18 protein-coding genes are annotated in these 22,617 nt (G+C 52.7%); 1 reads left to right on the top strand and 17 read right to left on the bottom strand.

The genetic code is table 11. The features are described from left to right. Positions 1–47: 47 nt before the first annotated feature. On the top strand, positions 48–542 hold the full coding sequence (locus ACO0LM_RS04925; protein WP_423034852.1) for a GNAT family N-acetyltransferase: 495 nt from the start codon (positions 48–50) through the stop codon (positions 540–542). A 76-nt stretch (positions 543–618) separates the two neighbouring features. On the opposite strand, the gene ACO0LM_RS04920 is transcribed toward ACO0LM_RS04925, so the two are convergent. From ACO0LM_RS04920 to ACO0LM_RS04840, 17 genes are all read right to left on the bottom strand, one after another. Further along, positions 619–1,125: a peroxiredoxin gene (locus tag ACO0LM_RS04920; RefSeq protein WP_422982896.1), complete on the bottom strand. Its 507-nt coding sequence runs from the start codon at positions 1,123–1,125 to the stop codon at positions 619–621. A 408-nt stretch (positions 1,126–1,533) separates the two neighbouring features. Beyond that, positions 1,534–2,727 (bottom strand): cell division protein FtsZ, encoded by a 1,194-nt coding sequence (gene ftsZ / locus ACO0LM_RS04915; protein ID WP_423035252.1) that lies wholly within the window; start codon positions 2,725–2,727, stop codon positions 1,534–1,536. A gap of 123 nt (positions 2,728–2,850) precedes the next feature. Beyond that, positions 2,851–4,083 (bottom strand): cell division protein FtsA, encoded by a 1,233-nt coding sequence (gene ftsA / locus ACO0LM_RS04910; RefSeq protein ID WP_423034850.1) that lies wholly within the window; start codon positions 4,081–4,083, stop codon positions 2,851–2,853. Further along, complete coding sequence (locus ACO0LM_RS04905) at positions 4,080–4,907, bottom strand: cell division protein FtsQ/DivIB (protein ID WP_423034848.1); 828 nt, start codon at positions 4,905–4,907, stop codon at positions 4,080–4,082. The genes ftsA and ACO0LM_RS04905 overlap by 4 nt, the downstream gene beginning before the upstream one ends. A gap of 18 nt (positions 4,908–4,925) precedes the next feature. Continuing rightward, positions 4,926–5,891: a D-alanine--D-alanine ligase gene (locus tag ACO0LM_RS04900; RefSeq protein WP_423035250.1), complete on the bottom strand. Its 966-nt coding sequence runs from the start codon at positions 5,889–5,891 to the stop codon at positions 4,926–4,928. Between the two features lie 19 nt (positions 5,892–5,910). After that, entirely contained in the window at positions 5,911–7,296 is a 1,386-nt protein-coding gene (gene murC / locus ACO0LM_RS04895) for a UDP-N-acetylmuramate--L-alanine ligase (protein ID WP_422982888.1), read from the bottom strand. Next, on the bottom strand, positions 7,293–8,384 hold the full coding sequence (murG, locus tag ACO0LM_RS04890) for an undecaprenyldiphospho-muramoylpentapeptide beta-N-acetylglucosaminyltransferase (RefSeq protein ID WP_423034846.1): 1,092 nt from the start codon (positions 8,382–8,384) through the stop codon (positions 7,293–7,295). The genes murC and murG overlap by 4 nt, the downstream gene beginning before the upstream one ends. Next, a complete protein-coding gene (gene ftsW / locus ACO0LM_RS04885) occupies positions 8,381–9,514 on the bottom strand; it encodes a putative lipid II flippase FtsW (RefSeq protein WP_423035248.1) in 1,134 nt (377 codons plus the stop codon). Before ftsW ends, murG begins: the two co-directional genes overlap by 4 nt. A 95-nt stretch (positions 9,515–9,609) precedes the next feature. Beyond that, positions 9,610–11,124 carry a UDP-N-acetylmuramoyl-L-alanine--D-glutamate ligase gene (murD, locus tag ACO0LM_RS04880; protein WP_423034844.1) on the bottom strand — a complete coding sequence of 505 codons (1,515 nt, stop codon included), beginning with the start codon at positions 11,122–11,124 and terminating at the stop codon, positions 9,610–9,612. A 78-nt stretch (positions 11,125–11,202) separates the two neighbouring features. After that, a complete protein-coding gene (gene mraY / locus ACO0LM_RS04875) occupies positions 11,203–12,372 on the bottom strand; it encodes a phospho-N-acetylmuramoyl-pentapeptide-transferase (RefSeq protein ID WP_423034842.1) in 1,170 nt (389 codons plus the stop codon). 1 nt (position 12,373) lies between these two features. Then, positions 12,374–13,804: a UDP-N-acetylmuramoyl-tripeptide--D-alanyl-D-alanine ligase gene (locus ACO0LM_RS04870; RefSeq protein WP_423034840.1), complete on the bottom strand. Its 1,431-nt coding sequence runs from the start codon at positions 13,802–13,804 to the stop codon at positions 12,374–12,376. After that, entirely contained in the window at positions 13,804–15,330 is a 1,527-nt protein-coding gene (locus ACO0LM_RS04865; protein ID WP_423034838.1) for a UDP-N-acetylmuramoyl-L-alanyl-D-glutamate--2,6-diaminopimelate ligase, read from the bottom strand. The genes ACO0LM_RS04870 and ACO0LM_RS04865 overlap by 1 nt, the downstream gene beginning before the upstream one ends. Beyond that, on the bottom strand, positions 15,330–17,093 hold the full coding sequence (locus tag ACO0LM_RS04860; RefSeq protein WP_423034836.1) for a peptidoglycan D,D-transpeptidase FtsI family protein: 1,764 nt from the start codon (positions 17,091–17,093) through the stop codon (positions 15,330–15,332). Before ACO0LM_RS04860 ends, ACO0LM_RS04865 begins: the two co-directional genes overlap by 1 nt. Further along, positions 17,090–17,365 (bottom strand): cell division protein FtsL, encoded by a 276-nt coding sequence (ftsL, locus tag ACO0LM_RS04855; protein ID WP_423034834.1) that lies wholly within the window; start codon positions 17,363–17,365, stop codon positions 17,090–17,092. The genes ACO0LM_RS04860 and ftsL overlap by 4 nt, the downstream gene beginning before the upstream one ends. Continuing rightward, the gene (gene rsmH / locus ACO0LM_RS04850) at positions 17,362–18,318 is read right to left on the bottom strand and encodes a 16S rRNA (cytosine(1402)-N(4))-methyltransferase RsmH (protein ID WP_423034833.1); all 957 of its coding nucleotides are present in this window, start codon (positions 18,316–18,318) and stop codon (positions 17,362–17,364) included. Before rsmH ends, ftsL begins: the two co-directional genes overlap by 4 nt. Before the next feature lie 9 nt (positions 18,319–18,327). Continuing rightward, complete coding sequence (mraZ, locus tag ACO0LM_RS04845) at positions 18,328–18,756, bottom strand: division/cell wall cluster transcriptional repressor MraZ (RefSeq protein ID WP_422982870.1); 429 nt, start codon at positions 18,754–18,756, stop codon at positions 18,328–18,330. Positions 18,757–19,373: 617 nt separating this feature from the next. Then, on the bottom strand, positions 19,374–22,571 hold the full coding sequence (locus ACO0LM_RS04840; protein WP_423034831.1) for an EAL domain-containing protein: 3,198 nt from the start codon (positions 22,569–22,571) through the stop codon (positions 19,374–19,376). Positions 22,572–22,617: the final 46 nt, after the last annotated feature.

Raw genomic sequence — 22,617 nt, 5'->3', positions numbered from 1 at the left:
CGCTTAAGATCGCAAACAGGTTCTAAAACTGGATAAAAGCAAAATCAATGCATGCACAAATAACAACAGTTACCATCCGCAAAGCCACGTCTGAAGACGTCGAGGCCATGTGTGTGCTGAGTGATCAGATCAATGCGCAACACCATGCGCATGCGCCGCATATTTTTGTGAAGCACAACCAGCGTGAACTTGATCGCCTGTTCTGGCAGGCATCTTTTCAGGCTGCCCACACCTGCGCCCTGCTGGCTTGCCAGGATGAGAAAGTGATCGGTTTCATTACCGTCAGCTGGCATGAAAACATGACTATCCCTTTTCTGTATTGCCGACGCATCTGCCGCATCGGCACCATCGTGGTGTCGGACCAGCATCAACAAAAAGGCGTGGGGCGCATGCTGATGGATGCTGCTACCGCCTGGGGACGCGCGCATCAGGCAGTAGAAGTGCGGCTGGAAGTATTCGACTTCAATCAAAACGCCATGTCGTTTTACAGGGCGCAAGGCTATGGCGTACAGTCACATATCATGTCCAAAGCACTGGATTAAGCAATAGGTACGGCCCAAAAAAAACGGCGCTCAGGTGCAGCGCCGTTTTTTCATACTGAAGATGACTGGATAAAAATTAGCCCAGTTGTGCCAGCAGTGTTTCTGCGTTCGATACTTCGAACTTGCCGCCTTCTTCAATATTGAGCTGCTTGACCACGCCATTTACTGCCAGCAGGGAATAACGCTGTGAACGTGTGCCCATGCCGAATTTAGTGAAATCAGCATCCAGGCCCAGCACCTTGCTGAAAGCGGCATTGCCGTCAGCCATCATGCGTACGATGCCAGTGGCTTTTTGATCGCGGCCCCATGCGCCCATGACGAATGCGTCATTCACGGAGATACACCAGATTTCATCCACGCCCTTGGCTTGCAAGGCTGCTGCATTGGCGATATAGCCAGGCACATGCTTGGCGGAACAAGTTGGTGTGTAAGCACCAGGCAAACCAAAAATCGCGATAGTCTTGCCCTTGGTCAGGTCTGACACATTAAAAGTATTCGGTCCCAGTGAACATCCTTCGGATTCCACTTCAATAAATTCTGCCAGACTGCCTTCAGGCAGGGTATCGCCAATCTTGATTGTCATTTTATGCTCCCTAGATAAGTATTCGGATATTCAATGCCTTGCTGAATGCGGCCTTCTCTGTAAAACAGAGAAATTTGCGCTACATCAACACCGACACTGAAGGACGCCAGTATGCCTGAGCTAGGATTTTCTTGCAGAAGTTAAAAGGATAATGCTTAAGACCTCTCACCACAGAGACACAGAGGCACAGAGAAAAACAAGAGAAAAAAATGAATTTGAATTTCTTGGACGCTAAAGATAGAAGAGTTTTATATCGGTAAGATTTTCTCTTTCATTTCTCTTTCGTTTCTCTTTTTTCTCTTGTTTTTCTCTGTGTCTCTGTGGTGAGCTTTTTGGTCTAGTTTTTTGGTCTACCAACAAAAAACGCCAGTTTCTTTCGAACTGGCGTTGTTCTGGAGACTGAAAACATCAGTCCGCCTGCTTGCGCAAGAAGGCTGGAATGTCATATGTTTCCATGCCATTTTTTTCCAGCGCACGCACTGTTTCTGATGCAGATTCACGACGCCATACTGCCGGTTTGCTCAGGCCATCAAATCCTGTTCCAACATTGCCGGCGGAAATAGTGCCGGATGTCATGACAGGGCTGGACATCACTGGTTCATTATGGGTACCTGTACGCAATACCGGTGTTTGTACCAGCTGGATATTTTTCTTGCCACGACCCAGACCCGTTGCCACGACCGTTACGCGAATGTCGTCACCCATGGTGTCGTCATACGCAATACCTTGCGCAATGGATGCATCCGGTGCGGCGAAGGCGCGTACTGCTGCCATGACTTCCTTGATCTCTTTACCTTTGAGACCACGGCTGGCCGTCACATTCACCAACACACCGCGTGCACCAGACAGATCGATACCATCCAGCAGCGGTGAAGCAACTGCCTGTTCGGCTGCAATACGTGCACGGTCAACGCCGGAAGCGGTTGCCGTACCCATCATGGCCTTGCCCTGCTCGCCCATGATGGTTTTCACGTCATTGAAATCGACGTTGATATGGCCAGGCACATTGATGATTTCTGCAATACCGGCAACGGCATTGTTGAGTACATCATCGGCATGCTGCAGCCATTCAATCATGCTGTCGTCTTCATAAATCTCTTCGAGTTTTTCGTTGAGAATGATGATTAGTGAATCCACGTGCTGGGACAGCGCTTCCAGACCTTCGTCCGCGATGTCCATGCATTTTTTGCCTTCATAAGAAAAAGGCTTGGATACCACCGCCACTGTCAAGGCACCCAATTCCTTGGCAACCTGAGCAACGATAGGTGCGGCACCAGTACCTGTACCACCACCCATACCGGCCGCGATGAAGACCATGTGCGCACCACGCAATGCGTCTTCAATGCGCGCACGGGAATCTTCCGCCAGCTTGCGACCGACTTCAGGTTTCATGCCGGCACCCAAACCGGTTTCGCCGATCTGTATGACGTTATGCGCTTTCGACAGCAACAGCGCCTGTGCATCTGTATTGGCAGCGATGAACTCAACACCGCAAACGCCTTTGTTAATCATATGCTGAACTGCATTGCCGCCTGCACCGCCCACGCCGACAACCTTAATTACGGTGCCTTGTGTGGCGTTATCAACCATATCGAACTCCATCATGACTCCTCCAGGTAGGCAGTTATCAGTCGCTAGGCATCACCGATTGTGACGACTAGCGACTAATAACTGTAGATCGAACTATTATAAAATGACTACACCAATTTAGATACAAAATACAAGTTAAAAATTCCCTAAAAACCACTCTTTCATGCGTTGCCAGACCGCTTTGGCAGAACCTTCCTGCCGGGTGACCAGATGACCACGCAAATACTGCTTCTTTGCTTCCAACAACAACCCCAAAACTGTGGCGTAGCGCGGGCTACGTACCACATCTGCCAACTGCCCACTGTACGCTGGCATACCTAATCTGGTCGGCTTCAAAAAAATATCTTCCGCCATTTCAACCATGCCCGGCATGGCAGCAGAACCACCGGTCAAAACGATGCCTGAAGACAGCACATCTTCATAACCGGATTCACGTACGACCTGATGCACCAGCGCAAACAATTCTTCGACGCGCGGTTCAATCACGGCAGCTAATGCCTGACGTGACAGCGAACGTGGACCGCGATCCCCCAGACCAGGTACTTCCAGTGTGTCCGACGGGTCTGCCAACACCTGCTTGGCGACCCCAAAACGCACCTTGATTTCTTCTGCTTCGGATGTCGGTGTACGCAGGGCCATCGCAATATCATTGGTGATCTGGTCACCGGCAATCGGTATGACGGCGGTATGACGGATGGCACCTTCACTGAATACCGCGACATCAGTGGTACCACCGCCGACATCAATCAGCACCACACCGAGTTCTTTTTCATCCTTGGTCAGCACCGCTTCGGCAGATGCCATCGGTTGCAGGATCAGGTCAGATACTTCGAGGCCACAACGGCGCACGCACTTGACAATGTTCTGCACGGCCGATACGGCACCAGTGACGATATGCACCTTGACTTCCAGTCGGATGCCGCTCATGCCTATCGGTTCGCGTACATCGTCCTGGCTATCCACAATAAATTCTTGTGGCAGCGTATGCAGCAACTGCTGGTCAGTCGGGATGTTGACTGCCTTGGCAGTTTCGATCACGCGTGACACATCGGCTGCGGTCACTTCCTTGTCCTTGATGGCCACCATGCCACTGGAATTAAAACTGCGGATATGGCTGCCGGCAATGCCGGTATAGACATGACGGATCTTGCAGTCAGCCATCAGTTCAGCTTCTTCCAGCGCCCGCTGTATGGATTCCACCGTCGCTTCGATATTGACGACCACCCCTTTTTTCAAGCCCTTGGATTCATGTTGCCCAAGACCTATGATTTCATGGCGACCATCCGGCATGACTTCTGCCACCACCGCCACAATTTTTGAGGTGCCGATATCGAGACCAACGATCAGATTTTTAGCGTCTTTTGTCATGTCTTTCCACTTGCTTTTGTTTGCTTTTTTGATCCGATATTGCTATGACTCGATTTGAGCGCCAGGCCATTCGGATAACGCATGTCCACACTTTCAATACTGTCCTGCAAACTGGCGATCAATTGCGGATAGATCGTCATCAATTTTTCTACCCTGCTTTTGAGCGTCGTCCCATCCTGCACCCGGCCTAACTGTACCTGCATGCCATTGTTCAACTTCAGGCTCCAGGCATAGCGGCTGGAATAATTCACTGACTCTGGTTCCAGGTTGGCTTTGGCAAACCAACTCTTAAAATCCAGATACTGCGCCAATACTTCTTTCTCGCTACCATCCGGCCCGCTCAGGGCGATCAGGTCGGCGTCTTCTTCTGCTTCTGCCAAATTGGCGGTGAATACATCGCCTTTCACCGAAATCAACTGGCCAGCTTCACCCCAGGTGCCCATGGCAATATGTTCTTCCAGTGTTACCACCAGCTTGTTTGGCCATTCCCTTTGCACACTGGCCTTGCGCACCCAGGGCACGGCTTCGAAAGCGGTACGTACTGAATCCAGATTGGCTGTAAAAAAATTGCCCCTGATTTTAGGCAGGGCTGTGTTCCTGATCGTCAATGCATTCACATGTCGCAAGGCACCATCACTGGCTGTCTTCGCATCATTCGCATCATTCGTAACACTAGTAACATTTGCAGCTTCCACCCTGATCACGCGCAGGGTAAAAAACGGCCTTTGTATCACCCACCACACACTGGATATCACCAGAACGAGCAACACCAGGACAAACAATGCGTTTGCCGTGTTATTCATCAATTTGGTGTCATGCCACATTTTTCAGTTTCAAACGCTTTATTTTTTTACTTCAGATCTGATCTTCAGGCTTGCCGTTTTCAAAATCTCTACACATAAATCTTCGTAACTCATCCCTATTGCCTTTGCTGCCATCGGCACCAGCGAATGACCGGTCATACCTGGCGAAGTATTGATCTCCAGCAGGAAAGGCTTGTTATCCGACTTGCGCAATAACACGTCGACCCGCGCCCAGCCTTCACAGTCCAGTGACAGATAGGCATCCACCGCCATCTTGCGTATCTCGTCCGTCAATGCCTGGTCCAGTGGTGCCGGGCAGAAGTACTTGGTGTCATCGGTAAAATACTTGTTCTGATAATCGTAATTGCCTTCTGGTGCCACGATTTCAGTAATCGGCAGCGCATAGGCCTGCTTGCCCTTGCCCAATATCGCCACGGTTAATTCGCGACCTTCGACAAATTCTTCTGCCAGCACCACTTCATCAAACTGCGCTGCCAGGGTATAGGCTTCCTGCATGTCGGAATAGCCTTTGACCTTGGTAATACCAAGGGTAGAGCCTTCATGTGGCGGCTTGATGAATAATGGCAGGCCCAGTTCATCAGGAACGCGGCGCAATTCTGTTTCTGGTGTCAGTACCGCATAAGCCGGAGTGGCCAGACCATGGGTTTGCCAGATACGCTTGGTAAATATCTTGTCCATGGCGATAGCCGATGCCATCACGCCACTGCCGGTATAGGGGATGTTCAATTGTTCCAGCACGCCTTGCAGGCTGCCATCTTCGCCATAACGGCCATGCAGGGCGATGAATACGCGATCAAATTTCTCTGCCGCCAGTTCAGCAATGCTACGTTCAGCCGTATCAAACGGATGCGCATCGATACCTTTACTGCGCAGCGCCTGCAATACACCTGTGCCGGACATGATGGAAATTTCGCGCTCAGCCGAACGGCCACCAAACAGCACGCCTACTTTTCCCAGTGATTTCAAATTCAATTCGCTCATGATATTTTGATCATTTAGTTTTTCATACCGGCTGTGCCAGTTTTGCTGGCACAGCGTTTATGGAACCCGCACCCATGACGATGACCACATCGCCGTCTTTCAATACCCGCAAAATACTGTCAGGCATTTCTTGCATATCTTCGACAAATACTGGCTCTACCTTGCCCATGACACGCAGGGCACGGGACAGGGAACGGCCATCTGCCGCCAGTATTGGCGCTTCACCTGCTGCATACACTTCTGCCAACACCACTGCATCGGCGCTGGAAATCACACGCACAAAATCTTCAAACAGGTCGCGGGTACGGGTATAGCGATGCGGCTGGAAAGCCAGCACCAATCTGCGGCCCGGATACGCACCACGCGCTGCTGCCAGCGTTGCGGCCATTTCCACCGGATGGTGACCGTAATCATCGACCAGGGCAAACGTGCCGCCATTTGCCAATGCGATTTCGCCATAACGGGTGAAGCGGCGGCCAACACCGTTGAAGTCGCTCAAGGCTTTTTGTGTGGCTTCATCGCTGACACCAACTTCACGCGCAATCGCTATCGCGGCGCAGGCATTCTGTACATTGTGCATGCCAGGCTGGTTCAGGCTGACCTGCATATTCTCATAGCCATCTTGCACCACGGTGAAATGCATCTTGCCACCCGATGCGGTGGCATCTACGGCACGCACATCCGCATCTTCATGAAAACCGTAGGTGACGATAGGTTTCGACACAAAAGGCATGATTTCACGCACATTTGCATCATCCAGGCACAAAACAGCCACGCCATAAAATGGCAGGCGTTGGGTAAATTCGATGAAAGCCTGCTTCAGACGAGCAAAGTCATGGCCATAGGTTTCCATATGGTCGGCATCGATATTGGTGATGACTTCAATCACCGGCAGCAGGTTCAGGAAAGAGGCATCCGATTCATCTGCTTCTGCAACGATGAAATCACCACTGCCCAGTTTGGCATTGGCACCGGCACTATTAAGCAAGCCGCCAATCACGAAGGTGGGATCAAGACCGCCCTGCGCCAATACGCTGGCAACCAGGCTGGTGGTGGTGGTCTTGCCATGGGTACCGGCGATGGCGATACCACTTTTCAAACGCATGAGCTCGGCCAGCATCATCGCGCGTGGCACGATGGGGATATGTTTGGCACGGGCGGCGATGACTTCAGGGTTGTCGCCCTTGACCGCGGTCGAGGTAACCACGGCATCTGCGCCGTCTATATTTTCTGCGGTGTGACCCAGCATCACTTTTGCGCCCAATTGCGCCAGGCGTTTTGATGCAGCATTGCTGCCCAGGTCAGAACCGGAAATGGTATAGCCAAGATTCAGCAAGACTTCAGCGATACCGCTCATGCCTGAGCCGCCTATGCCGACAAAATGGATGTGTTTGACTTTGTGTTTCATGCTAATGTTTCCAGAATGTGGGCGATGTTTGCACTGGCTTCGCGCTGCCCCAGGGCATAGGCTGTTTCAGCCATCGTCAGGCATTGCGCTCTGTCCAGTGCTTTTAATTTTTCTGCCAGCAAGGCCGGGTTTAATTCGCTTTGTGGCAGATGGATAGCGGCCTGCTGCCCTGCCATCCACATAGCGTTTTCTTTTTGGTGTGAGGTACTCGAGGCCATGAAAGGCACGAGTATGCTGGCCACACCGGCCGCAGTTAATTCAGATACGGTAATCGCACCGGCACGGCATATCACCAGATCTGCTTCAGCATAACGGCGTGGCATATCATCGATAAAATCCAGCACTTCAGCCTGCACACCCGCCTGCGCATAACTCTGGCGCAGTGCGTCTATATGCTGTTTGCCCGACTGGTGCGTAATGTGCGGACGCTGCGCTTCTGGCAACAAGGCCACTGCCAAAGGTACGGCATCATTCAATACTTTGGCACCCAGGCTGCCACCAACCACCAGTATGCGCAAGGAACCGCTGCGTTCTGCATAGCGCCGGGTCGGTGCCGGCAATTCGCAAATCTCTTTGCGTATGGGGTTGCCGATCACTTCGGTTTTCTGGTCGGCATGCACGGTTGCTGATGGCAGACCAAACAATAGCTTGCTGGCGAAAGGTCGCAAAGCCTTGTTGGACAACAACAAGGCAGCATCGGCATTCATCAAGACCACAGGTTTGCCGCGCAAGGCTGCCATCATGCCGCCAGGTACTGTGACATAGCCGCCCATACCCAATACCACGTCTGGCTGGCGGCGACCTATGATGCTGAAGCAGCTAAAGAAACTCTTGACCAGTTTGAAAGCACCGTTGACAGTATGTTGCCAGCCCTTGCCACGCAGGCCGGAAAAGTCAATATTGTCCATGGCGATATTGTGTTTGGGCACAATCTGGCCTTCCATGCCGATTTGCGTACCCAGCCAACTGACTTGCCAGCCACGTTCACGCATGATGTCGGCAATCGCCAGACCAGGGAAAATATGTCCACCGGTGCCAGCTGCCATGATCAGCAATTTCTTTGGCATTTTTTGGATAAGTTGACTCATGCGCGGCCCCCTCGCATCAGGACGCGGTTTTCATAATCCACGCGCAACAGTATCGCCAGTCCTACACAATTAATCATGACACCTGATCCACCATAACTCATCAAGGGCAAGGTCAAGCCCTTGGTCGGCAACAAACCCAGGTTGACACCCATATTGATAAAAGCCTGCACACCTATCCATATACCTATACCCTTGGCGGTCAGCCCGGCAAAAGTCTGGTCCAGGGCAATGGCCTGACGGCCGATTTCAAATGCGTGCTTGAGCAGCCAGTAAAACAAGAGCACCACTGCCATGACACCAACGAAGCCCAGCTCTTCTCCGATGACAGCCAGCAGAAAATCAGTATGTGCTTCCGGCAGATAATGCAGTTTTTGCACACTGGCTCCCAAGCCGACGCCAAATAATTCACCGCGGCCAAATGCAATCAAAGAATGCGTGAGCTGATACGCCTTGCCCAGTGCATGATCTTCTTCAAACGGACTAAGGTAGGCAAAAATACGTTCACGCCGCCAGGGTGACAGCAAAATCACCGAAGTGAAAATACCGACCAGGGTTGCTGCAATACCACCAAACCAGACGCCATTGATACCGCCCAAAAACAAGATGCCCATGGCAATACAAACGATGACGCCGAAAGCACCCAGGTCAGGCTCCAGCAGCAGGAGCAAGCCCACCACAGCCACCGCCGCCAGCATGGGAACAAAACCCTTGGTCAGTTTGTGCATGTATTCCTGCTTGCGCACGGTATAGTCGGCGGCATACAAGACCATGAACAGCTTCATCAATTCGGATGGCTGCAGATTCAATACTTTGAATGACAGCCAGCGCTTGGCACCATTCACGCCCTTGCCCAGTCCAGGTATCAGCACCGCAACCAGCAACACCAGCGTACCGACAAACAGGTAAGGCGCATATTTTTGCCAGATCGCCATGGGAATGCGGAAAACCAATGCGCTGGCAATCAAGGCGATGACTACAAAAAGCGCCTGGCGAAGCAGGAAGTGCGCGTTTTTATAATTTGCATACTTGGGTGAATCTGGCAATGCAATCGAAGCCGAATACACCATCACCATGCCAAACAGCATGAGGGTGACGGTGACCCAGACCAGGGGCTGGTCATAGTCCATCATCTTGGAGCGGCTGGCCAGATTGGTAGTCACAGGGGGACTACCGAAGGGTGACCACTTTGACGACCATTTTTGCAGGGGCAATAGTAGCTGTTTCATCAGCACACCTCTCCCCGTGCCAGTGCAATTTCACGTACTGCATCCACAAATACCTGGGCGCGGTGCGCATAATTGCGGAACATGTCGAGGCTGGCGCAAGCAGGCGAGAGTAAAACGATATCGCCATCAGCGGCGATTTCAGCAGCTGCCTGGACTGCCATTTCCAAACTGGCGACAACATGCAAGGCAACGTTGGTAACTGCCAGCGCCTGCTGCAATTCTTCTTTGGCCTTGCCGATCAGGATGACCGCCTTGGTATACCGTTCAACCGGGTCTGCCAGAGGAGAGAAATCCTGCCCCTTGCCTTCGCCACCCGCAATCAGGATGATGCGCTTGTGCAAGGCATCGGATTGTTGTCCCAAACCTTTCAGGGCAGCCACGGTGGCACCGACATTCGTACCTTTGCTATCATCAATGTAATCAACGCCGGCAACATGGGCAACCTGCTCGACACGATGCGGTTCGCCTTTGTAATCACGCAAACCATGCAGCAAAGGTGCGAACGACAAGCCTATGCCACGGCACAGAGCCAGCGCAGCCAGGGCATTTGCGGCATTATGCTGACCACGGATTTGCAAGGCATCTGTCGGCATCAGGCGGGTGACCATGGTAGGAATTTCTTCCACTTCTTTTTTCTTGCGACGGCTATTCGTCACCACTGGCGCATCTTCAGCGGCACTGGCGACAGCCAGCCACCCCATGCCGTGTTCATTCAGCAGGCCCATATCCGCCAGGTGCCTGGGTGCATCCACACCAAAGCTGACCGCATTCGCATGTGATTTGGCCATGGACATGACGAGCGCATCATCACGGTTCAATACCTGCAAAGTCTGTTCGCCAAAAATGCGTGCCTTGTCGGCGCAATAAGCCTGCAGGCTGCCATGCCAGTCCAAGTGATCCTGGGTGATATTCAATACGGTAGCGACATCGGCTTGCAGGCTATGCGTCGTATGCAACTGGAAGCTTGACAGTTCCAGCACCCAGACCTGGGGCAAGGCATCCTGTTCCAGGCATACTCTTAATACGTCGAGCACCGCCGGACTGATATTGCCAGCCACTTTGACAGTCAGGCCAGCACGTTCGACCAGCAAGCCGACCAGGCTGGTCACCGTGGTTTTGCCGTTGGTGCCGGTGATGGCGATGACTTTGGGTTGATAGTCGCGCTCTGCCTTCAATGCCAGCAGTGCCTGGGAAAACAATTCGATTTCACCCCAGACCGGGATGGATTTTTCATTGGCTGCCGGTAGCAGGTCTTGCAGTTCACGCAAGGGTGACAAACCGGGGCTGACGGTCACCAGATCAATGTCGTCCAGCAATGTGGTGTCGAAGGCAGCGCCAATAAATTCGATCTGCTCAGGAAGTGCCTGAAGTTTCTGTAATTGGGCCAACCTGTCCGGGGCTTCGCGGGTATCGGCCACACGCAGGCGTGCGCCGGCGCGCAGCAGCCATTGCGCCATTGCCAGCCCGGTTTCACCCAGACCCAGAACCAAGACATGTTTTCCCGAAAAATCCATAACCACTATTTCTATCAATCAAAACAAACAACAAACTTCTGACACTCTGCGCACAGGATTAGTACACGGCACTACAACTCAACGTAATTTCAGTGAAGACAAACCCAGCAATACCAACAGCATGGTGATGATCCAGAAACGTACAACCACCTGGGTTTCCTTCCAGCCCTTCTTTTCAAAATGGTGATGCAGCGGTGCCATCAAAAACAGGCGGCGGCCTTCACCAAATTTCTTCTTGGTGTATTTGAAATACGATACCTGCAACATGACTGACAGTGTCTCGGCAACAAAAATGCCGCCCATGATGAACAAGACAATTTCCTGCCTGACGATGACAGCCACCGTACCCAGCGCACCACCGAGTGCCAGCGCCCCAACGTCGCCCATGAATACCTGGGCCGGATGGGCATTGAACCAGAGGAAAGCCAAACCGGCCCCCGCCATCGCGCCACAGAAAATCAACAATTCGCCTGCACCCGGGATATGGGGTATCAGTAAGTATTTGGCGTAGCCAACATTCCCCGTCAGATACGCAAACAGCCCCAGGGCTGAACCTACCATGATGGTCGGCATGATGGCCAGGCCATCCAGACCGTCAGTAAAGTTGACGGCATTGCTGGTGCCGACAATTACGCAATAGGTCAGCGCGATGAAACCCCAGACGCCGAGTGGATAACTGACAGATTTAAAGAAAGGCACCATCAAATCTGCTTTCGGCGGCAAGTCCATATTGAAACCGGACTGTATCCAGGCAATAAACAATTCCATCACCTTTGAATTGCTGGGAGCTGATACCGAAAACGCCAGGTAAAAAGCAGCAACCAGGCCAATCAGGGATTGCCAGAAAAATTTGTCACGCGAACGCATGCCTTCCGGGTCTTTATAGACCACCTTGCGATAGTCATCGACCCAGCCGACTGCCCCATAACCAAGCGTAACGATCATCACAACCCAGATAAAACGGTTACCCAAATCACCCCACAGCAGGGTGGAAATGCCGATGGAAATCAGGACCAGTACCCCACCCATGGTCGGGGTGCCGGATTTGACCAGATGTGTTTCCATGCCATAGCTGCGCACAGCCTGACCGACCTTCATGCGGGTCAGCATGCGTATGACTGCAGGGCCGGCAAAAATACCTATCGAGATGGCCGTCATCGTGGCAAATACGGCGCGAAAGGTAATAAACCCGAAGACGCGCAGCCAGCCTATATCCTGCTTGAAAAGTTCAGCCAACCAGAGCAACATGCTAGTGATCCCCTTTTGTTTTTTGTTGTAATGTATTTGTTTCGTATTTGTTTTCGTTTGCTGTCAGCAGATGCGCAACGGCTCTTTCCATTTTCATGAAACGCGACCCCTTCACCAGCACCGTGGCATCCGCCGCCAGTTGTTCATCCAGCGCCTTGCACAAGCCTTCCATGCTGGCGAAATGCTGAGCGTCGTCACCATAGGCGCTGGCAGTATGTGCCACCAATTCACCCAATAACAGCAAGCGCGGTATGCCACGCTGGCGGGCATAATCACCAATTTCTTGGTGGAATTGCGCGCCGTTTTCGCCGACTTCACCCATGTCACCAAGTACCAGTATGGTCGGGCCAGTAATCTGTGCCAGCACATCAATCGCGGCGCGGACCGAATCCGGGTTGGCGTTATAACTATCATCGATGACCGTTGCGCCGCACACAGCCTGCTTGCGTTGCAGACGACCATTCACTGGCGCAAAATTTTCCAGCCCGGCGACGATGGCGGCATTGCTGACACCGATCGCATGGCAGCATGCTGCCGCTGCCAGTGCATTCAACACATTGTGTTTGCCGGCGGCATTCAGCCTGACTGACAGAGCTTGCCCTGCCACCAGCATTTGCAGATCACTGCCGAATACGCTGGGGGTATACGTAGCCTGCACATCGGCATCGGTGGTCAAACCAAAACGCAGGGTTTTACGCTGACCACGTTCAGACGCAAAGGATTGCCATAAGGTGCTGTATTCATCACCGGCAGGAAATACGGCCACACCTGTATCGGGTAAAGACTGGATGGCGACACCGTTTTCTCTTGCTACGGCTTCTACGGTCTGCATGAATTCCTGATGTTCACGCTGGGCATTGTTGACCAGTGCCACGGTAGGCATCGCGGCGAAGGCCAGCAAGGCAATCTCACCCGGATGGTTCATGCCCATTTCTATCACGGCGGCCTGGTGGCTGGCATGCAATTGCATGACTGTCAGCGGTACGCCGATTTCATTGTTCAAATTGCCGCTGGTCGCCAGTCTGCCATCCGGCCCAAAGGCTGCGGCCAGGATAGAGGCAATCATTTCCTTGACGGTGGTCTTGCCATTGCTGCCGGTCACACCGATGACAGGCAGGGTAAATTGCTGACGCCAGAAACGGGCCACTTCGGCCAGCGCCAGTTTGGTATCAGGTACCACCAGCGCAGGCAAGCCGAATCCCGCAGGCAGGGCTTCGGCAATGACTGCTGCCGCACCAGCCGCTGCGACCTGGGGCAAGAAATCATGCGCATCAAAATTTTCGCCACGCAAGGCAACGAATACATCGCCAGCGCGTATCTTGCGGCTATCTGTGGTCAGGCCAGTAATGATGACATTGGTGACCTTGGTGGCATTGCCTTGCAGGCTTGCACCTTTTATCGCCGGCAACAGATCATGCAGGGAAAATTGCATCAGCTCCCCCTCTTCATATTGCCGCTGGTGGCAACTGTCGCCAGGGCCAGAGCCGCATGTTCTTCATCAGAAAATGGCCATTTCTTGCCATTGATGTCCTGATAGGTTTCATGCCCTTTACCGGCCAGCAAAACGACGTCGTGATTATCTGCATGCTTAATCGCATACAGGATGGCATTTGCCCGGTCTTCGATGACTTGCGGGGTGCCACTCATGCCTTTGAGGATGTCCTGGATAATCGCAGACGGATCTTCGCTGCGCGGATTATCACTGGTCACTACCACCTGGCTGGCACTTTCGGCTATCTTGCCCATCTGTGGACGCTTGCCGGGATCACGGTCACCACCGCAGCCAAAGACGCACCACAACTTGCCGTCTCTTTCCTGGGCGACTTGTTGCAATACTTCCAGGGTTTTTTCCAGTGCATCAGGCGTATGGGCATAATCGATGACCACCATGACATGTCCTGCCGTGCCCAGCAATTGCATGCGGCCAGGCACCGGATTCAGTTTTTCTATGATGGACACGGCTTTGTTCCAGGCCACGCCTTTGCCCAGCAACACTGCCATCACTGCCAGGATATTGCTGACATTGAATTTGCCTATGAGTTGAGTCTTGACCAGACCAGACCCATAAGGTGATTCGAGATGAAAGCTGGTGCCGGCATAATTGGTTTTCAGGTTACTGGCTGTCAGCACCTCGATGCCGGGAACAGTATTCTTTTCCAGGCTATAACCTATAATACGGGTAGCAGTATGGCCAGCTTGTACACGCTGTACCAGTTGCAAACCAAAAGCATCATCCAGATTAAGCACCGCCATGCCCAAGCCTGGCCAATCAAAAAGACTTGCTTTTGATTCAGCATACGTCGCCATGTCACCATGGTAATCAAGATGATCGCGCGTCAGGTTCGTCAACACCGCGACATCAAAATGCAAGCCGTTCAGCCGCCCCTGATCCAGGCCGATGGAAGATGCTTCAATGGCCAGCGCCTGTGCGCCGTCCTGCTTGAGTTCAGCAATTTTCTGTTGCAGGCCGATGGCGTCCGGCGTGGTATAACCGGTCTCTACCAATTGCCCTGCCGTGCCATTATTGTAGATACCCGTGCCCAAGGTGCCAATAACAGCGGATGGCGTGCCATTCAGAGACAGTGCGCGGGCTATCCATTGTGAGCACGAGGTTTTACCGTTGGTGCCGGTGACGGCAACATTGAACCAGTCACTGTCAGCCTGGCCATACCAAGCATGCGCCACTGGTCCGGCCAACGCCAGCAGGCTTTCTACTGCAAGGTGGGGGACAGCAATGCTTGCATCCCAGGTGAAATTGTCAGCTTCATGCACGACGGCTGCCGCACCATTCGCCACCGCATGGGCGATATGCTGCCGCCCGTCATTGATGTGGGTACGCAGGGCAAAAAATATATCGCCCTTGTTGATGTTGCGCGAGTCTGAGCGCAATAGCGCCTCAGGCGCAATTTGTTTCAGCCAGTCCAGCAATTCATTCATAGTTATATTTTTATTAGTCATCACATGCTTTCCTGTACGCTGTTGTCAGGAATAATATTGACGACTGATGAATCTGGCGGCACGTTCATCGACCGCAAAATATTGGCCGTGATTGCCGCAAAAACCGGGGCGGCGACCGTGCCGCCGTAATACCCACCAACGCTCGGCTCATCGATCATGACGGCTACAATCACGCGCGGATTGGATACCGGCGCAAAGCCGACAAAGTCACCGATGTATTTATTCACATAGCGCCCACCTTCCAGCTTGTGGGCAGTGCCGGTCTTGCCGGCGACGCGGTAGCCGGCGATACGTGCCTGGGTAGCGGTGCCACCTGGTTCGGTGACGGATTCCATCATCGCGCGCAATTGTCTTGCCGTCTTTTCGGAAATGACACGAGACCCGGTCGGGGTCTCAGCAGATTTCTGGAAGGTCAGCGGTATCATGTCGCCATCTCTGGCAAAAATCATGTAGGACCTGGCCATCTGTATCAAGGATACGGAAATACCGTGGCCATAGCTCATGGTGGCTTGTTCAATCGGGCGCCAGCTCTTGAAATTGCGCAAGCGACCGGCAACTGCGCCGGGGAAACCAAATTTCGGTTGCTGCCCAAAGCCTACTGTCGTAAACATTTCCCACATTTCCTGTGGCGGCATTTGCAGGGCCATCTTGGCCGTGCCTATGTTCGAAGATTTCTGTATCACCTGAGCAACCGACAACATGCCTTGCTTATGCGCATCATGAATCAGTGCAGGGCCGATCGCCATCACACCTGGTGCTGTCTGTATCATGGTATCTGGTGTAACCCGTCCCGATTCCAGCGCCAGGGCGACCGTAATTGGTTTCATGGTCGAACCTGGCTCAAAGGTATCGGTCATGACGCGGTTGCGCAATTGGGCGCCAGTCAATACCGACCTATCATTCGGGTTATAGGTAGGCAGATTGACCAGTGCCAGCACTTCACCGGTTTTCACATCCAGCACCACGGCACCACCAGCTTTTGCCTTGTGTTTTTCTACCGCTTCTTTCAGGTGGGTGAAGGCGATGTACTGGATCTTGCTATCTATCGACAGGGTCAGGTCCTTGCCGTCATGCGGTTCGCGGATTGCCTGTATGTCTTCAACGATATGCCCCAGCCTGTCCTTGATGACACGGCGGCTACCGGTTTTGCCGGCCAGGTTTTTTTCTGAAGCCAGTTCTATGCCTTCCTGTCCGATGTCTTCCACATTGGTAAAGCCGACCACGTGGGCCATAACTTCGCCTTCGGGATAGAAACGCTTGTATTCCTTGCGGGTTTCTATGCCGGGTATGCCCAGGGCCACTACCTTGTCGGACACCTCTGTTTCCACCTGACGTTTCAGGTACACGAACTGACGGTCAGAATCGAGCTTCTTGCGCAGTTCAGCTTCTGTCATGTCCAGCAACTGGGCAAGCTGCTGTATCTTTTCTTTGGGCGCTTCCAGCACATCGTCTGGAATGGCCCAGATGGCCTTGACCGGCACCGACGAAGCCAGCACCTGGCCATTACGGTCAGTAATCTTGCCACGGGTGGCGGGCAATTCCAGCGTACGGGCATAGCGGTTAGCACCCTGCTGTTTCAGGAAGTCGTTGTCAAAGCCCTGCAAATACAGAGCTTTCAGCATCAGGGCAATAAAGGCGGCGAACAACAGAAACAGAATGAAGCGGGAACGCCAGGTCGGCAGCTTGACATCCAGCACCGGGCTGGATGAGAAGGCTACACCGCGTGCAGCAGCGGTACGTGGGACGTTGGCAGTGCGACTCATTTTTCCTCCACCGCTTTCAGGTATTGCGTGCGGTCTGGTGTTACTGCCACCATATTCAGCTCACGTACCGCAGTCGCCTCGATGCGGGAATGCTTGCCATAGGTGGACTGATCAAGTTTCAGTTGCGTCCATTGCAATTCATATTGCTTGGTAAGGCTTTGTTCTCTTTCCAATTCGATAAACAGGCGACGCGCCTGATATTGTGAATTGATCAGCGACAGCGCACAGGCAATCAGTGCTATCGCCAACATGATGTTGAGACGGGTACTCATGCAGCCTCCGGCAAACGCTCGGCAACCCGCAGGATGGCTGACCTGGCACGCGGATTGGCATTCACTTCCGCCTCGGACGGCTTGATGCGGTTCAACAGGCGCATTTGTGGCTGCGGCAAATCTACATGACGGATCGGCAAACGACGATCCGGCTGTTCCATTTTCACTTTGGATGCGAAAAACTGCTTCACTATCCTGTCTTCCAGCGAATGAAAGCTGATCACCGACATCCGTCCATACGGTGCCAATGCCGCATACGCTGCTGCCAGGCCTATTTCGAGATCTTCAAGTTCCTGATTGATGAAAATCCGTATAGCCTGAAAGGTGCGAGTTGCCGGGTCTTTACCCTTCTCGCGAGTTTTGACGGCGTGTGCGACGATTTCTGCGAGCTGTCGTGTCCCACGAATGGGCTCTGCTTGCCGGCGAGCAACAATCGCCTTTGCAATCTGAAAAGCAAACCGTTCTTCCCCATAATCTTTTATAACCTCCGTAATATGCTGTTCTTCAGCAGTCGCCAGCCATTCGGCTGCCGAGATGCCCCGCGTGGTATCCATGCGCATGTCCAGCGGACCGTCTGACCGGAAGCTGAAGCCCCTGGTAGCGTCATCCACCTGGGGAGATGAAATGCCCAAATCCATCAAAATGCCGTCGACCTTGCCAACACCACAGTCCGGCAAGGCCTGGCCTATGGTGGCAAAACTGTCATGCACTATATGGAAACGCGTATCCCGAATTTCTGCCGCGCTGGCAATGGCCTGGGTATCCTTGTCAAAGGCGATCAGGCGCCCATCGGCGGCCAGTTGCGACAGGATCAGGCGACTATGCCCGCCACGGCCAAAGGTGCCGTCTACATATATTCCGCTGGCACGCTGATCCGTGATGCCGAGGGCGTCTACAGCCTCATGCAACAACACGGTCTGGTGCGTAAAATCTGCCGCTTGCTGAATACTCATTGCCCGCGATCAGAAAGAAAAATTGTTTAATACATCAGGAGCGCCGCCAGCAATGGCCTTCGCTTCGTTTTCTGCAAGCTTGCCGGCATCCCATATCTCGAAATGACTGCCCATGCCCAGCAGCATGACATCGCGCTGCATGCCAACGGCATTGCGCAATTCAGGCGCGACCAGAATCCGGCCGGCACCATCCATTTCCACATCAAAGGCGTTGCCAAGAAAAATACGTTTCCAGTCACGTGCCTGAATAGGCCAGGCGGCGATTTGCTCACGGTGGGATTCCCAGGTAGGACGCGGAAACAACAGCAGGCATCCATCCGGGTGACGGGTCAGGGTGATACGGCCTTCGCATTGCACATTGAGCGCGTCACGATGCCGAGCAGGAATGGACATTCTGCCTTTTGCATCGAGATTGAGTGAGGACGCCCCCTGAAACACGCTGTCTACCTTTACCCTGAAAACCTGTCGTACCGATTAATCTTAAAAACTCAATTTGGAAATGAAGTCTGGAATGTAAGCGAATTTCGGATATTTGTTCCACAAAATTACACTTTTTCACACTATTGCCCACTTTAGAGGATGACTTGAGCGTGGTCAAGCACATTTCAGAGGTAAATTTGGAAATTCTCTAATGAAGTCAATGACTTAGCGCAACTACTTGAGGTAGTGCGTTTCCAATTTATCCTGATAAATTAGAGACTTACGAAATATAGTGAAGGTAGCATCTCACATATAACCATGTGTTTGCCTGCTGATACCATAATGAAACGGGTATTAGGCAAGTGAAATGCTGCAAAGAAAGGAAACTTGTCTGAGGTAAAACTTTCTACTGCCGAAACGGGACCAAAAACCAAAACGCCCGGCATTATCATACAAAGTGCACGATCCTGCCAGCAAGAGCCGGTATTTTGCGAAAATGATCACATACGCAGGATGCTGGTATTGACGGGGGATTAATGCGGGATAGGTATCTTCGTGCCGACAGACCAGCGATGCCGCCCAGGCACGCATGAAGTGGTCGCCAAGCCGGTAACCAGGGCTAGTACAGTGCTGCACTAGTTGCCTGGCATGCTCAGCCTGGCTTGGCGCTGCAATAGCTGCAGGAATTCCTTGTCGGTCACCGCCTTGCTGAAGTAGAAGCCCTGATATTCGTCGCACTTGCATTCGCGCAAAGTGGCAAGTTGCGTGGCTGAATCCACTCCCTCGGCAATGACCTTGATGCCCAGTGTATGCGCCATGGCGACGATGGCCATGACAATCGCCGTGTCATTCGGATCGTCCGGGATATCCTTGATGAAGGACCGGTCCACCTTGACACTGTCAACCGGGAAGCGCTTCAGGTAGGCCAGCGAAGAATAGCCGGTACCGAAATCATCAATCGACAGGGTAAAGCCGGCATCCTTGAGGCCATCCATCAGCGCTATTGCCTGCTCGCGGTTGTGCATGACCATGCTTTCGGTAATCTCGAATTCGATGGAATTCGAGGGTACGCGCCAAAAATCGACGACACTTTTGACTTCATCCAGCATATGGGCGTCATTGAACTGGGCACCGGATAAATTGACGGCAACCCGCCCAAAATTCTTGTCCACGGTCCTGAAACTTAGAATATCGCGGCAGGCAATATCCAGTACCAGCATGCCAAGACGGGCCACCAGTCCCGCTTCCTCTGCCAGGGCAATAAAGTCTACCGGTGACAACAATCCTCGTTCAGGATGATTCCAGCGCACCAGCGCTTCTGCACCGACTATCCGGCCACTGACGACATCGAGCTTGGGCTGGTAGTAAACCACGAATTCCCGTCTTTCCAGCGCCTTGCGCAATCTTGCTTCAAATGCCAGTCTTTCCACGGTATGGGTATTCATTTCCGAGGCATAAAACTGGTAATTGTCTTTGCCCTTGTTTTTTGCCCGGTACATGGCGATGTCGGCATTTTTCAGCAGGGTCTGGGCGTCCTTGCCATCTGCCGGGAAAGTGGCGATGCCGATACTGGCGCTTAACTGACATTCCTGACCATTGATTTCAAACGGCTGGGCGGCCTCAAACAGCAACTTGTCGGCGACATCCCCCAGGTCCCTGGTTTCGTTGAACTGGTCTATCAGCAGGATAAATTCATCGCCACCTATCCTGGCAATGATGTCCGATTCACGCAGGCACAAACGGAAACTGCTGGCAACCGTGCGCAAGACCTGGTCACCTTCGTCATGCCCAAAGGTGTCGTTGATATTTTTAAAGCGATCCAGGTCCAGAAACAGAACCGCCAGTTGACTGCGGTTACGTTCGGCAATGGCCAGTGAACGTGACAAATGCTGGTTGTACAGAAAGCGGTTGGGCAGGCCAGTCAATTCATCATAATGGGCCAGCTGCAGGATTTTCTTTTCCGAGCGCCGGCCTTCGATGGCAATACCGGCAATATCGACGGTGATGCGTATCAAGCCCAGGTCTTTTTCACACAAGGCCTGTTTACTATAAGAGAACAGGGTAAAACTTCCCAATAACTGACCATTTTTACCAAAAATCGGTGATGCGGCACAGGAATCGAACTCAGACAGGGTTTCCACATCATTGACAAACTGCATGGTAGGGGCATGCAAAAAATCAGGCAGATAGGTAAGTTTTGTGGTCAGCACCACCTCGGACCAGATCCCACTGCCATGGGTAACGGTCATGCCCGGAATCTGTTTCAACAAGACGCCAGGAAAACGGCTGCCAGTTGCCTGAGCAAAGCTGCGCCTGTCTTCTGACAGCAACTGTATGCCACAACGCCAGTGTGGGCAGAGTTTTTCAACGAACTGACTGATGGCTTCCAGTATGAAGGGTAAATCTTCATCACCACTCATCAGTTGCAGCAACTGATTTTGCCCCTCTATCAGCAGCTCGGTGTATTTGTGCGCATTGATATCCCTGACCACGCAAAATATCAGTGCCTCGCCATTGACCTCTACCCGGGTCAGGGAAATTTCATTGTATTGAATTTGTTCATTGCGTACAGTTGACCATTCGAAGCGCGGTGACTCCCCCTTGAAGGCACGGTCAATCAGGGTCACGATCAAAATATCCTTGTCACGGCTATCCAGACCACTGACCTGCTGGACAGTGGTTGAAAAACGGCCTACCTTTTGCCCGACCACGTCGCTCATGCTGTTCAATCCAAACAGACTGACCGCCGCCGGATTGCAATCTACGTAGATGTAGTCGCGCCCTATCAGCAAAATGGCATCCTGCGCCCCCTGAAACAGGTGGCGATAACGGCTTTCGCTGGCCAGCAGCCGACTTCTGGAATCGCGCAAATGCCGGATCTGCCACAGCAGCAGCAATGCCAGGCCAAAAATGAATCCCGCTGTCACCGAGGTCACGATGATCTTTTGTGTGACCCTGGCGTCCCAATCGGCCAGGATAGTCTTCATCTCTCTGGAATACAGCAGGGTCAGTGGGAATTCGCTGATCTTGCGATAGCTGGTCAGCGAATCAAGCCCGTCAGAGCTATCGCCCCTGAGCACGCCTTCAGTCGATTTATTCTGTCGTATCTGCTCGACGACTGATGCCGGAAAGACTTCCCCTGCCTTGTCGGACCTGGTCACATCGGCCGTCCCGGTCAAGGTATGGCCGGCTTCATCAAGCAAGGCAATCCTGGCCCCGCTGCCTTGGGCGATACGTTCATAAAAATCCTGAAAATAAGCCAGATCGACATCGATCTGTATCAGGCCCAGCCGCTGCCCTTTCAAGTCAAAAAAGCTTTTTGCGATAGGTAGTACCCAATGCCCGTTTTTTGCCAACCTGAAGGGTTTGCCAAGTACGGCCTTAGTATCGGCAGGATTGTCGAGAAGGTAGGTGAGATGGCCAAGGCTATGCTGCGCTTCCGCTGGCGGCTCGCCCTTCTCACTGGAGACCCAGCGTTTGCCTCCCAGATTGATCAGGGAAATGCTGCTGATAAACTCGGATTCCTGGCGCTGCCTCTGCAACATCCGGCGTATCAGGGTTTCATCATCCGGGAGCAGCCTGGTTTCGGTCATCACTTCGTCGCTGACCACGTTGGCGACCTGGCGGGCATCGTTCAGGACTTCACTGGCATGCTCTTCGAGAATACGGACTGCCAGGAAATTATGTTCCTGGGCAGCGTTGATCGTTAGCGACTTGTCTTGCGCCATTGACCACCAGCTCTGCCCAATGATCGCAGCAGCGATCAGGCAAATGCAAAGCGCAATGGCCAGTATGGGCGCGTCACGCTCTTTTCGAATGCCACCAGTCTCCATGCGTATGCAATAGTTTAGTTTGAAATGCGTCGGTTTGTTCTGTGCA

Source organism: Undibacterium sp. Di26W, assembly GCF_049340265.1.
Lineage (GTDB): Bacteria > Pseudomonadota > Gammaproteobacteria > Burkholderiales > Burkholderiaceae_D > Undibacterium.
This window is presented reverse-complemented; position numbering and strand designations above follow the sequence as displayed.